Raw genomic sequence first — 13,307 nt, 5'->3', positions numbered from 1 at the left:
AAAGGACAAAAGATTTGTTTAAACCTTACCTTTGATAATAGTCGTAATGCGATGTTTCGTTACAATACCATTTGCGGTCCGCTTGCTTATAAGCTTTGTCCTGCTTCCAGCCAGAAGAATATGTACTACTACATACCTTGACAGCCGCCCAAACATTGTAATACTTGCTATTGCTTGGCTTCGCATCTCTAATATCCGAGTATACGTACGAATCCGTCTGACCGCCTTTATAGATCAATTCACCACCAGCGACAGATGCTGCGTATGCAGCGCCGAATGGGACCAAGAACATAGCAGCAGCAATAAAAGTAATGATTCCTCGATTAAGCTTCTTCATTAATTCCCCACCTCATATGGTTTGTCCTTTTTCCTTGATGAAAAATATACCATTCGTTTGATTATTTGTAATTTTTTGTAATATTTTTCAGTAAATGATTCAAAACGCCTATTTAACAGGGTCTGAAGCAAGTAAGACCCTTTCGTAAAGCGATATTTTCAAGTTTACCTTTTTTAATGAATAAAACTTAATTGAAATTTGTTAATATATTTAATTCCACTAACTACGCGAGATTCCTCATCTTAGATGAAAGAGAGGGTGTTTCGACTTAGGTCTTTGTTCTTATTTATGTATTGGTGGTCAAAATTCCCTTTCTGAACACGTTCGTTTATAATATGTGTTTTTAAAAAAAGACTGCCTCCATATCACATGAGGCAGCCTTCATTTGAAGATTAATCTTCGCTCTTATATTCGATTTTCAACCCATCAACATGCCTCTTCTCCATAATCCGTTTCTTTTTCCGGTTTTCAACCGTTTCGAAGAGTATATCGTAATCATAACCCTCTGGATAAAGTTCTTCTGCTGGCAATTCGAGCTTTACACGCTTATGGTTCATTTTCTTGAACGCACCATCTATGAAAAGAGTCAGATTCCCATTGGCATCTACACTTTCGTATACGATCGCTTTCCTTTCTTCTGACGGGATAAAAACGCTGTCCCCTTTTTTAAGAGTAGAGTCCGGTTTCTTACTCTTTTCCATTTTTCTCACTGGACCAGATGTAATTTGCAAGTCATGATGCGCTTCACTTTCATAATGGACTTCTTCTCCATAAGTGCGTCCATGTGCGTTTTCAAGAATTTTCGGATGCAATCCAAGCTTACGAGCGATATGGAAGGCCTGACTTTGCCCAGGTTTTCCAATCGTTAACTGATAGAGCGGTTGTAACGTTTCTAGGTCGAACTCCATTCGGGCATTTTCAAAGTCGGGATGTTCGGAAGCAAACGTTTTGATATCGTTGTAGTGGGTTGTGGCAATGGTCTTCGCCCCCATGTCATTCAACTGTTCAAGAATGGCGATGGCAAGCCCCATTCCCTCTGCCGGATCCGTTCCTGCCCCCAATTCATCCAACAAAACGAGACTTCGGGGGTTGGACAGTTTCAAGATTTCAATGACGTTCGTCAATCTTGACGAGAACGTACTTAACGATTGTTGGATACTCTGCCCGTCACCAATATCGGTCAATACGGTCTCAAAAATCCCCACTTCGCTCTCCGGAGAAGCCGGAACGAGCATTCCAGACAAGGTCATTACCGTCAATAGTCCCGCTGTTTTCAGGCTGACTGTCTTACCTCCAGTGTTCGGGCCTGTAATGACCAACGTTTGATATCGGTGTCCAAGATCAAGCGTCAAAGGCTTCGCTTCAGACCCAAGCAATGGATGCCGCGCTTCAACCAACTTCAATGCCGGCTCTGATACGATTTTCACCTGGTTACCTGAGATCTCTTCGCTGTACTTCGCTTTTGCAAAAATAAAATCGTAATGTGCCATCGTCTCGATGTTGATTCTGAGTTCATGTTCACAGCCTTCTACATGCCCTGTGAGCATTGAAAGAATTCGCTGTTCTTCCAAATATTCATCTGATCGGAGCTCTGCGATCTTCACCTGATCCTTTTGAACGACCTTCGGCTCCATGTAAACGGTGGACCCGCTTGCAGAGGCATCGACCACCTGACCGCCAAATTGTTTTCGGTATTCTTTTTTAACCGGGATGACATATCGACCATCTCTCTGACTTACAATAGGTTCTTGTAAGTATTTGCTTTTGGAAGGTGAGCGGACGATCTGATACACACTTTCTTTGATACGGCTCTCAAGAATCGCAATCTGCTTCCGGACTTTGGCTAGCTCTTTTGAGGCGTGGTCTTGAATTTGACCACTCCGAATGGATTCTCTGAGCGTTTCCGCCAACTCCTCCAGGTCGTAGATGGAATCGGCATAGCTTGATACGGTTGGACCCAGTGAGGCCTGGTTTTTCATAAAACGCTTGATTCTTCCACAACCCTCAATCAAATCGAGAACAGCCTCCAATTGATGTGGTGTGAGTACGATACCTTTATTGAATTGATTCAACAACGTTTCTGTTCCACTTAATCCATGGACAGGCACGCTTCCTTTTCGAATGATTGCTTGTGCTTCAGCCGTTTCTTGTAGTCGTAATTCAACCGCACGTTTTTGTGTAAATGGTTCTATCCGTTCAATCAATTCTTTCCCTTGCACGGAAAGAGCATATTCCTTCATTTGTTGTTTGATTGTATGAAATTCTAACATCATTTCAGTTGTATGATTCAATGTATTTTCCTCCTGATTGATTTGAAATATAAAAAAGCCACAGGTGAACACATCGTCACCTGCGGCTTCGCAGTAAAGTCGATCGAGATACAAATAACCCAATCCCAGAATATTCGTATTCTTGGAGTCAGCTTATGTGTACGAGTGTGTTCTTAACATGCAAACCAGAGAATGGCAAAATGGGCATACGTATCCCGTTGCAATGAAAGGCGATTTTTAAGAAAACCCCTTTCCACCATTACTCTGTATCTAATTTGCGTTAGTTAAGAACCCTCAGTAACATAAATTACATCTACCTTTTTATTAGAATGTACTATTACTATACTGAATCCTTGTGCATTTGACAAGTCAGCTTACGCCCAATTTCTTATAAATCCGTTTCACCCTTTTCAATTGAGGGGCAGTGAGATACTCTTCTCTTTCTTGTAACACTTCAATGAACGCTTCTTTATTCTGTTCGTTCACCGCGACCATTGTGCTTTCGGCATGCTGCGGAATTTCTTTCACCCGGCAATTCTTCAAATGTTCAATTAGGCTCGGAAACACTTTTTCGTTATTTGATTCATGAACAGAAGCAAGCTTCGCCAACGTAAGCACACCTTTATCCACCGTAATGACAGAGCCCGTTTTCATTGCTGAAAGGATGGGTGACAGGTGTTGCACCAGTGTATCTGGGACTTGGTCTGCGATTGTGGACAATGCAGACATCGCTCCCCACACCATACGGTTTTGCCCGCTCTTCAGTAGTTCAATGAAACTCAATACGTAATTGCTGATCAGGCCAGGGTCCCTCTCACCAATTTCATACGCAACTTTTATGCAATCACTTTGGATTTTTTTATCCTTATTATGCAAGTTTTCCATTACCTCTTTTATTCCAGAATGATCTCTTTCTTGAACCAATCTTTCCGCCAGCTCAATATTCGGTTGTTCATCGTTTCGACCTTGCTGGGAAGCTAAAGAATGAACAATCGACATACTATCACCCCTTTTATGGATGGTTTTTTGACAAAGTAGAACAGGGTGTTCATGATACAAATGAATCGTATGTAACCAATTTCCTCCCAAGTGCTGGATTGCAGAAGTCAGCTTATCAACTTTTTCTCGAGTATGATTTTCGGTTCTCCTTTTTGATCGGTGAACGTTCCGATTACATCAAATCCATTTTTCAGATTCAGGACAAGCATATTTTTGAATTGGTTTTTCGTATGCGTTCGGATCGTATGATAGCCCTCTCTTATACACCAGTCCTTTTGTTCCAACAGTAAAGCTTGACCGATTCCTTTTTTTCGGTGATGAGGGTCCACTCCACCCAACCAACTATAAAAGTGCTTGTCCTTCCGTTCATACCCGATCTTATAACCGACTAATTCATCGTCCAGAAAAGCCGCAGCGATGTGTACGTTGTGCTTCTTCTCCAACTCGTCTTCCAGTTCGTTAGAACCGGACCTGAACACGCGGTCATGTAAAACCATCAACTTTTCAAGAGTTGTCACGTCCAGCCTACCTGTTATGCTCCGTATCTCCATAATCCCACCTCAATGCTTGATGATTTTTATAGTCGCTTTGTTTTCATTTGCTGTTAGTTGTACTCGTCCACCTATCGGGAAAGTCGTGATTGGTTGTGTATGACCGAAATTGACGTTCGTAATGATCGGAATGTTCTTCAATTCGTTTTTGGTTTCAAGTACTTTTTTCAAAATCTCTTCTGCCATCTCTGACTTCTTCTGAAAACGACCGATGACCAATCCTCTGATTTGATCGGCATCAGGTAGATGAAGCAATGACTGCAAGTCCCGGTCGAATAAAGCCGGTTCTGTCATGTAGTCATCTTCTAGAAACAGGATGGCCTCTTTCAAGCTTGGCATATATTCCGTGCCTTGGAGGAGGTTCAACGTACATAAGTTGCCACCGATCAGTTGCCCTTCGGCAGTACCGTTCCGTATGACATCAAAGTCATCTTGTTGTAAAAAGTTTCGATTCTCCTGGTCCATGTACCACGCGTCATCGCTCCAATAATCTGCCGGTTCGATTTCATACGGCTCCTCAGACATCAAGCATTTCTTGAGATTGTCCCTCGTATATTCAATGCCTTTCAGCATACTGAATGTTGAAAAATGAGGACCAGAATATGTAACTAATCCCGTTTTTGCATAAATGGCAGTAGATAAAGCTGTGATGTCGGAAAATCCACAAAGAATTTTCGGGTTGTTCTTGATCAATTCGTAATCCAGATACTGCAACAGCTGGTTGGAATTGAAACCGCCGATGACCGTCAGAATCCCTTTCACATTCGGATCACGGAAAGCGTCATGCAGGTCTTCCACTCTTGACGCAATATTCGATGAGTGAAAATCATTCGCTTCCTCAACGTGCTTACCGAACGTCACCTTCAATCCAAGCTCTTCTAACCTTTGAATCGCAGTCTTTCTTTGGTTCTCATCTAAGATGACCATGCTTGTTGCTGGAGCAACTACCCTGATTTCATCACCCGGTTGTAATTTTTTGGGTATGTGCATATGTATCTTCTCCTTTTCGTATGTATGTAGCTCATAAGTTTACCAGATTACAGGAAAAAGAGAATAGAAAAGAAGAAAAACCAACCTCGAATATTCGAGGTTGGTTTCCAACTCAATGATTATTTGAATAATAATACTTTACCGACAGTTCCATCATCACTTTGTCCGATAACGCGGAACTTCAAGCCATAGTTTGGAACGTTTCTTCCAGCATCAACAAGTCCTGGGTTCAGGTAGTTGTTGCTGTCATCGAATAATGGATTACGTTTTGTATGATTGTCTTTCATAGTGATACCGAGCAAGTCTGTGTAATCCAAGAACATCTTCTCGCTCTTATCTAGGCTGAATGCAGCATCATGCACTTGGTAACGAGTAGAACCTACTGAACCATCACTCCAATAGTTTGTGTGTTGATCAGCATCAACTACACCAACAAATCCTTCACCAGGATGTGCACCAGTCCAGTTATCGCCATACTTCTTGTCTACATACCACACGACTAAGCCATCATCGAATGTCATCAAGCTATCACCACGGCGGATATTGTCAAGTCCTCTATCCACACCATTGTGACTGCGCCATTCTAATAGATAATAATGATCGGAACGCTTAATTCCATCGTTTGTTGTAAACCCATCCAGGTTGAATTTCGGTTCACCTTCAACGTCATCGAACAACACTTCTTCTCCATCAACAACGATTGAAAGATCGTCCGCATATAGACCAGGATTTGTAACTGCTGCATCTGTTACATATTCAATTGCCACTTCAACTTCTTCTCCAACATAGTCAGATAGGTCAAATGAAGCATCGATCCATCCATTTGAAGAACCAGTAATTCCATTTCCTAGGTTACTACCATATGGATTAGTATCCGTTGTAATATCACTTGGAATTGTCTCACCATTCACCGTTACGTATGCATAATCCCAATCAACTTCAATGTCGTACCAAGCTTTGAAATTGAACTGAGCAGACGTGGCATTGGTCAAATCAACCGTTTTTGTCAAATACGTATGCAAATCATCTGCACTTCCAGAGAAATACTCTTTTTCTCCACTTGCAGGTTCATTGATTACCGTTTCTTTTTGAGGAAGTGTCACTTTAACAACGTCATTGTTTGTACCTTTCGTTACACCCTCGTCAAGTAAAACCTCTACACCATTTGCATCGATTTCGCTTTGATCGATTTCAGTACCTGTCAACCAGTTTCCTTTTGTTCCCTGGTTATCGACAACGGCAGTTTCTTGAAGCATTTCTTTCATATAAGGACTGAATCCTGTAGGCATTGTACCTGGGATTTGTCCAGCCCAGCTTCCACTAGACATGATCGACCAGTAACTTACCGGTTCGCCTGCACCAGTGTACTGCGTGTCATACTCATCCGGGAGTCCAAGGTCGTGTCCAAATTCGTGGGCCATAACACCAACCGCACCATCTTCAGGCTCGATTGTGTAGTCGTAGGCAGCCATTTGACCTCCCCAATAAGGGACCTCAGCTTCGGTTCCACCTAAAGTATACACGCCACCTAAATTCCAACGGTGAGACCAGATCGCATCCGAACCAAGGGAACCTCCACCTGCTTCTTCACCTACACCAGAGTGGATAATCATCAAATGATCGACAAGTCCGTCTGGCTCAAGGTAATTTCCGTCACCATCAAGGTCATAACGATCCCATTGGTCGTAGTCTGCTAGGTTTACATCAGGGTCTGCTGCTGCAGCTTCTAATGCTTCTTTTACCAAGCCACGCGCATTTACGTCATTACCGTTTTCATCCGGATAGTTTCCGCCATATGCTGCCGCCGGTTGACTTGCTGTATACCATCCAGCTACTTCCCCTTCTACGGAGTAGCTTCCACCGGATTGTTGCTCATAATATTGTTTCATTGATACGTAGTTTTTGCCGTCTGGACCTGTCCAACCACCGGTACCGAACAACATATCTTGATAGTGTTCACGTGAGTATGCATTCTCACCTTCGTAATACATATCTGTTTCATCAGCGGTCATTGAGTTGGTAGGCTTGTCCGGATAGTCTATGAGGATTGCTAGAACTTTATCGGTACGCATTTGTCCATCGTACGCTTCCTCTACAACTCCGTCAGGCTTGTTTTTCTTAGCTTGTCCTAATTTATTTCCTTTTCCGGAAGTTAATCCGTTCTTCTTCATATCCTTTTGCAACTTGGCTTTTGACTCTTGAGCCTCATCATGAAGCTCTCCTTCTTCATGCGAATGCTCAGAGTTAGCTGATCTTTTCTTCAGATATATCTTTAACGCTTTTTCTGCTTCTGCTGCAGTTGCATTCTTATCGATTGTTCCTTCTTTCTTGAGCATTTCTATCAATCTTTCATCGTTGGCGATGCCCAGATCAATCGGTGCTCCACCATATTGCTGAGTTACACTCTCTCGTGCCTTTTCTGCTTCTGCCATTTGCGGTGAAGCGACTGCACCGTATGTAAGCGTACTCAACCCCATCATGACTGCTAAGGCTGTTGATGTGATTTTACTTTTCTTCACGTATTGATGCCCTCCCCTAAATTAGTAAAATCTTGCAATCTAATACTTTTGTAGTAATAGTAGCAATTTGACGAAAAATTGTAAATATTATGTTTAATATTTCAGAAAAAGGGGAATAAAGGTATATTTTTGTAGGTATTTGAGATAAATTGGTAAAATTCGTAGTACAATGAACCTTATTATCTTGAAATATTTTGAAGAATAAAGAAGTTTTCCAACCAATTTACTTGTCTTCATAAATTTTACAACAGTAAAAAGACCCATTTAACGAACATGGGTCGTTGGTTACCAATTATGAAATTTGCTCAATAATGACGTCACCTATGCCGATATCAATATCTATATCAATTTTTACATCTGCGGTTTCATAGGCTTGGTTTTGATAACTGCTTCCTACCTTCATGAAATAGTCAGCATCGATTTTTCCGACCCCTTTATCGACATCCAGACTTACACCGATTCGCTTCGGGACCATTACTCTCGTTTTTCCGACACCGCTATCGATTTTGACCTTGAAGCTTTCTTTCCAGTCACCAGAAAGGTCAATTTTTGTTTCTCCTACACCTGCTTCAATGACCAGGTCTTTCAACTTCAAATTCGTTAAGTTCAAATCCGATTTTCCAGCTCCTAACGCCAGATTCAAGGACAGAGGTAGTGTGTCGTTCAGTGCGACTTCCCAATCTTGTTTTACAGAAAAGAAATCCCATCCCTTTGTACTTTTCTGACTGACGGTCAAATCTCCCTTCTGATTCTCATGGATTTCGTAGTTCACATGAGGATCCATTTCTTCGCCTTTGTAGGAGAACGTCCCTTCCATAATTTGATTGGTTCCTCCCGTCACCTGAAGCTTTCCAGCTCCTAGTTGCAGGGATACTTCCAATTCCTTTTCTTCTTTTCGCTCGATCACTTTCTTCGTTTTCTCTTTCGTAAACATTACCTTCGCTCCTTTTTGTTCTTCTTATTTGTAGTGTAAGCCAGTTCGACAAGACAGATAACGTTCAGGAGGTTGGTTCTCTATCCGTCTCAGGGCTGATTTTTTCGTTCGGTTTGAGGACGAATTCGAGATGGTATACTAGTAACGAAAGGATGAATGGTATGGAGTTTCAATTTTTAGGAACTGGTGCAGGGATCCCATCGAAAGGTCGCAACGTTTCATCCATTGCGCTGCGATTCATGACGAATCGTCAAGGTGAAGTTTGGCTGTTTGATTGCGGGGAAGCGACCCAGCATCAGATTTTACATACGAATCTGAAATTATGGCAAATCACGAAAATCTTCATCACGCATATGCATGGAGACCATATTTATGGTTTGCCTGGCGTTCTCGGGAGCCGATCATTTCAGGGAGCTGATGATCCTCTCACGGTTTATGGTCCGAAAGGAATCAAGGACTTTATCACCGTCACGCTTGAAACGAGCCGGACCTATCTGAAGTACCCGTTAGAAATCGTCGAATTCGAGGATGATTTTGTAGAGCTTGATAACGGCTATGAAATCAAAATTGCCCAGCTTGAGCATGTCATTCCTTCGTATGGCTTCAGAATTACAGAGCCGGAACAGCCTGGCCGCCTTCAAGTGGAGAAATTGAAAGAAGCTGGTATTCCACCTGGTCCTTTGTATAGTGATTTGAAAACAGGGAAATCCGTAACGCTCGAGGACGGACGGGAAATCGATGGTGCAGATTTCACTAGTCCACGCCAACCTGGGAGAGTTGTAACGATATGCGGTGATACTCGGCCATCTGTCAAAACCGTTGAGCTTGCAAAGGACGCTGACTTGTTCATTCATGAGGCGACCTTTGCTGAAGGGATGGATGAAAGAGCGATCGAATACTTCCACTCGACAACGAATCAAGCCGCTGAATTAGCGAAACAAGCTGGTGCTAAGCGTTTGATCCTCACCCATATCAGCTCCCGTTACTATGATCAAGCTGACGAACTGCTTGAAAGCGCGGTGAATGTTTTTCCGGATACAGAATTGGCCCATGATTTCTCCGTCTATCAACTGAATAAGCGTAAAAACGAAGAATGACTCCACTAGAGGGAGTCATTTTTCTTGTACCCGATTATCGAATCCATTCCTCGACGTTCCATGTTTCCGTTATCCAATCTTCGTAAAAATCAGGCTCGTGGGAGACGAGCAGAATCGTTCCCTTATAAAGCTCGAGGGCTTCTTTCAGCGCTTGTTTGGCACGAATGTCTAGATGGTTTGTCGGTTCATCCAGTACGAGGAAATTGCTCTCTTTCATCATCAGAACACAAAGCCTCACTTTCGTCTGTTCTCCTCCACTCAACGTATCCATCGGTTGATAGATGTGCTCATTCCTCAAACCGCATCTGGCAAGCTGCTTCCGGACGTCTTTCTCCTTCATTTCAGGATATTGCGACCATACGTATTGTAAGGCGGAATCCTGAATGGGAATCTGTAGTTCCTGTTCCAGATAGACCGGGCGCACGTAGCTACCGATCTCAACCCGTCCGCCTAATGGTTCAATCAGCCCGAGCAATGACTTGATCGTCGTCGTTTTTCCGATTCCGTTATAGCCTGTTAATGCGATTTTGGCGTTCTTTTTGATCGACATATCGAGCCCTTCAAGCAGTGGTTCTTCATAACCGATTTTCAAGCCTTCGGCTACAAGCACTTCCTGATTCGGTTCTCGACAGACGCGAAAAGCAAACCTCGGAGTCGGTAAGTTGGTCGGTTTTTCAATCCGGTCGATTTTCTCGAGTTTCTTCTCCCGGCTCTTCGCTTGTTTCGCAGTGGATGCTCTCGCTTTATTCCGGGCGATGTAGTCTTCCAGCTTCTCGATCTCCTTCTGTTGCCTGAGATAGGTTTGGTACGCTTGCTTCTTCCGTAGTTCATACGCTTCTGTAAACGCTACATAATTCCCGACATATCGGGTGAGCTGTTTATGCTCGAGATGGTGGATGACCTTCGCCACTTCATTCATGAAATTCGTATCATGTGAAATCAGGATAAAAGCGTTCGGGTAGTTCACCAGGTATTTTTGCAGCCAGGTGATATGGATGTCATCCAGATAGTTGGTCGGTTCATCCATGAGCAGTACATCCGGCTTACTCAATAAAAGCTTCGCGAGCATCAACTTCGTCCTCTGTCCACCGCTTAAGTGACTCGTTTTCGTCTCCATTCCGAGCGCAGTGATCCCGAGGCCAGCTGCCACTTCTTCAATGGTGGCATCCAATGTGTAAAATTGGTTGGCTTCCAAAGTTTCCTGAATGAAGCCAAGTCGTTCCAAGTCCTTCTCTAGGTTTGTCGTATCTGGGCTTGAGAGACGTTCTGTGATGCGGAGCATCTCTTTTTCCATTGCATAAAGTCGCTCAAACGCGCCTCTCAAGTAATCCATGATCGTTTCATCTTGATTGAAATCTGGATGCTGAACGAGATAGCCGACTTCAACACCAGGATGCCATTCAATGCTTCCTCCGTCCGGAATCAACTCCTTGGTCAACAAATTCAGCAAAGTCGATTTACCGCTCCCGTTCGCTCCGACCAAACCGATGTGCTCGCCTTTCAACAGACGGAACTCGATTTGATTGAATAGATGACGGTCACCAAAACCGTGGGTCAGTTCTTTAACATGTAAAACACTCATGATTATTTCCTCGTTTCTCTTATGTGTTGGTTTTTTGGACACCATCACACAAAACGAATGGACCAACATCCTTATGAAAATGTCAGCATATAAAAAAGCAGCGTGTTTTCACACCCTGCTCTTGATTCTGCACATGATTGTACAGAAAATAGACCTTTTCCGGTCATGCCGATAAAGGGGGTGCGAGGATGTCGATCTGTCGTCTTTGTGATGGCTTGGTTTTATCAAAAATGGGCATACTTCTCCCGTCATCAAGCCACTACAATACAAAGAACAACAGATCGATTCATCATCTCGCTTCCTCCACCCTTTCATTGGTTATGCCTTCCATTTTAGCTGAAGTCATTTTTCTTGTAAAGCCCACTTCTGTTTCTGGACCATTGGCCGGGCTGATCGGATATAAACGAAGTATGACACGATCAAGAATAGGGAAGATGTAAGAAACATGTTCCCGTAACCGATTTGAACGACGACCCATCCCAATAGGAAGGATCCGATTCCGACACCGATATCGAAGAAAGTGAAAAACGTCGCAGTCGCCGCACCTCTCCTATGAGAAGGTGATAGTTGGATCGAGAGTGCTTGGTAGCTCGGTTGGAGAACGCCATAACCAATACCGATAATAAGCGCTGCGGCATAGACCATCCAACTGTTCATCGCCAATCCGAGGACAATCATACCGATCAAGTAAAAGAGTGTTCCGAATGCGATGAGCCGGTTCGGTCCTTTCTGATCAAACCATTTCCCTGCGAAAGGCCGGCAGATGACGATCGCAATTGCATATAAGGTAAAATAAGTCCCTGCGATCGAGGCATCACCGATCTCTTTTGCGTAAAGAGAGACGAAACTGATGACTCCCCCGAAGACGATGGCGATCATCATCATGGCTGCAGCAACCGGCACTGCTCTTTTCTCTATCAATTCGTTCGCCCAAAAACGAAAGTCCTCTTTCGTTTTCAAAGAAAACTTGCGGATGTTTTCATTCTTCTTACCAGGTTGTTTGTAGTTCGGCAACAGGCTTGCCATGATCAGTCCAATGACCGACAATGCAAAACAGAACCAGAACATGCCTTGATAGCTCGTTTTGGCGGCCACGTATACCCCGACAACAGGTCCGACACTCATCGCAACCATGATGAACGTACCATAATAGCCGAGACCTTCCCCTCTCCGCTCTTCAGGAATCCATTCGGCAGCCATCGTGCCACCAGCTGTCGTTGACATACCGAAACCGAATCCATATATGAAGCGGATAAGGAACACGAAGAGCACCGTCTGTGCGACTAAATAGCCGAAGGTTGCCACCACAAAGACGATGATGGCGATCAAGAACAGTGCTTTCTGGTTTTTCAAGTCCATCAGATAGCCTGTCAATGGCCGAGCAAATACAGCGGCAATCGTGAAGATTCCCATGATCAAGCCGACCTGATCCTCACTTGCCTGCAAGTTTTCCACCAAATATACCGGCAATGTCGGCAACAATAGGAAAAAGCTCATGAAGAATAAGAAATTGCTCGCACAGAGCAGTATGAATCGTTTCGTCCAAAGGGGTTTTCTTGTTGAGTCCATTTTTGACCGCTTCCTTTCTCACCCCATCTATTATAAGTTTGCTTCCGAAGATTTCCAAAGGAATCGTCTTATTCTACAGCACAAAAAAAAAGCACCCTACGGATGCTTTTTCTTTTTATTTATATTCAACGGCAATGGATGATAATGAATTCTGACATTCTGAGGTATAATCAAACTTTCCTGTGCGTCTTTCAAGTAGTGAAACATCTTTTTCCCCGCACCAGCGTTTGCAGAATGGACCGTAATGGTCTCTTCAGCAAAAAGTTTATGTCTCACCATATATTCAACGACCATAAAGCCATTCCTCAGCTTATTTTCCAAGTCGTGATCCAAGGATAGGTGCTGGATAGTGTTTTCACGCAGTAGCTTAATACATTCTTCCATATCAGACGCAAGTACATAATCATCGGGAGCTGAGCGGACATCGTCTAAAAAAACATTGATAGTTGACAATATATG

11 protein-coding genes are annotated in these 13,307 nt (G+C 43.3%); 1 reads left to right on the top strand and 10 read right to left on the bottom strand.

The features are described from left to right. Nucleotides 1-25: 25 nt before the first annotated feature. The 7 genes from ACSVDE_RS01150 to ACSVDE_RS01120 all read right to left on the bottom strand — a co-directional run bounded on the left by ACSVDE_RS01150 (nt 26) and on the right by ACSVDE_RS01120 (nt 8,600). Entirely contained in the window at nt 26-337 is a 312-nt protein-coding gene (locus ACSVDE_RS01150; protein ID WP_439299128.1) for a hypothetical protein, read from the bottom strand. Between the two features lie 392 nt (nt 338-729). After that, nucleotides 730-2,628 carry an endonuclease MutS2 gene (locus ACSVDE_RS01145; protein WP_439299127.1) on the bottom strand — a complete coding sequence of 633 codons (1,899 nt, stop codon included), beginning with the start codon at nt 2,626-2,628 and terminating at the stop codon, nt 730-732. A gap of 348 nt (nt 2,629-2,976) precedes the next feature. Next, nucleotides 2,977-3,606 carry a hypothetical protein gene (locus tag ACSVDE_RS01140; RefSeq protein WP_439299126.1) on the bottom strand — a complete coding sequence of 210 codons (630 nt, stop codon included), beginning with the start codon at nt 3,604-3,606 and terminating at the stop codon, nt 2,977-2,979. Between the two features lie 107 nt (nt 3,607-3,713). Continuing rightward, complete coding sequence (locus ACSVDE_RS01135; RefSeq protein ID WP_439299125.1) at nt 3,714-4,157, bottom strand: GNAT family N-acetyltransferase; 444 nt, start codon at nt 4,155-4,157, stop codon at nt 3,714-3,716. Nucleotides 4,158-4,166: 9 nt separating this feature from the next. Beyond that, the gene (locus tag ACSVDE_RS01130; RefSeq protein ID WP_439299124.1) at nt 4,167-5,147 is read right to left on the bottom strand and encodes a S66 family peptidase; all 981 of its coding nucleotides are present in this window, start codon (nt 5,145-5,147) and stop codon (nt 4,167-4,169) included. A 119-nt stretch (nt 5,148-5,266) separates the two neighbouring features. Continuing rightward, nucleotides 5,267-7,666, bottom strand: coding sequence for an immune inhibitor A domain-containing protein (locus tag ACSVDE_RS01125; protein WP_439299123.1), 2,400 nt, complete (start codon nt 7,664-7,666; stop codon nt 5,267-5,269). 292 nt (nt 7,667-7,958) lie between these two features. Continuing rightward, nucleotides 7,959-8,600, bottom strand: a complete 642-nt coding sequence (locus ACSVDE_RS01120) for a toast rack family protein (RefSeq protein WP_439299122.1) — start codon at nt 8,598-8,600, stop codon at nt 7,959-7,961. Between the two features lie 161 nt (nt 8,601-8,761). On the opposite strand from ACSVDE_RS01120, the gene rnz reads away from it, so the two are divergent. Continuing rightward, nucleotides 8,762-9,697: a ribonuclease Z gene (gene rnz / locus ACSVDE_RS01115; RefSeq protein WP_439299121.1), complete on the top strand. Its 936-nt coding sequence runs from the start codon at nt 8,762-8,764 to the stop codon at nt 9,695-9,697. A 34-nt stretch (nt 9,698-9,731) separates the two neighbouring features. Here rnz and ACSVDE_RS01110 read toward each other — a convergent pair whose 3' ends face one another. The 3 genes from ACSVDE_RS01110 to ACSVDE_RS01100 form a co-directional block, all read right to left on the bottom strand. Beyond that, entirely contained in the window at nt 9,732-11,279 is a 1,548-nt protein-coding gene (locus ACSVDE_RS01110) for an ABC-F family ATP-binding cassette domain-containing protein (RefSeq protein WP_439299120.1), read from the bottom strand. A gap of 342 nt (nt 11,280-11,621) precedes the next feature. Continuing rightward, nucleotides 11,622-12,848, bottom strand: a complete 1,227-nt coding sequence (locus tag ACSVDE_RS01105; RefSeq protein WP_439299119.1) for an MFS transporter — start codon at nt 12,846-12,848, stop codon at nt 11,622-11,624. Nucleotides 12,849-12,944: 96 nt separating this feature from the next. Further along, on the bottom strand, nt 12,945-13,301 hold the full coding sequence (locus tag ACSVDE_RS01100) for a cyclic-phosphate processing receiver domain-containing protein (RefSeq protein ID WP_439299118.1): 357 nt from the start codon (nt 13,299-13,301) through the stop codon (nt 12,945-12,947). Between the last annotated feature and the right edge of the window lie 6 nt (nt 13,302-13,307).

Source organism: Pseudalkalibacillus sp. Hm43, from assembly GCF_051842935.1.
In the GTDB taxonomy this organism is placed as follows: domain Bacteria; phylum Bacillota; class Bacilli; order Bacillales; family Fictibacillaceae; genus Pseudalkalibacillus.
Note: the sequence above shows the minus strand (reverse complement) of the source record. Positions and strands in the feature narration are given on the sequence as shown.

Coding starts and splice junctions, on each gene's coding strand:
- ACSVDE_RS01130 (WP_439299124.1), bottom strand. CDS start 5,147: ATGCACATACCCAAAAAATTACAACCGGGTGATGAAATCAGGGTAGTT.
- ACSVDE_RS01150 (WP_439299128.1), bottom strand. CDS start 337: ATGAAGAAGCTTAATCGAGGAATCATTACTTTTATTGCTGCTGCTATG.
- ACSVDE_RS01105 (WP_439299119.1), bottom strand. CDS start 12,848: ATGGACTCAACAAGAAAACCCCTTTGGACGAAACGATTCATACTGCTC.
- ACSVDE_RS01140 (WP_439299126.1), bottom strand. CDS start 3,606: ATGTCGATTGTTCATTCTTTAGCTTCCCAGCAAGGTCGAAACGATGAA.
- ACSVDE_RS01110 (WP_439299120.1), bottom strand. CDS start 11,279: ATGAGTGTTTTACATGTTAAAGAACTGACCCACGGTTTTGGTGACCGT.
- ACSVDE_RS01120 (WP_439299122.1), bottom strand. CDS start 8,600: ATGTTTACGAAAGAGAAAACGAAGAAAGTGATCGAGCGAAAAGAAGAA.
- rnz (WP_439299121.1), top strand. CDS start 8,762: ATGGAGTTTCAATTTTTAGGAACTGGTGCAGGGATCCCATCGAAAGGT.
- ACSVDE_RS01135 (WP_439299125.1), bottom strand. CDS start 4,157: ATGGAGATACGGAGCATAACAGGTAGGCTGGACGTGACAACTCTTGAA.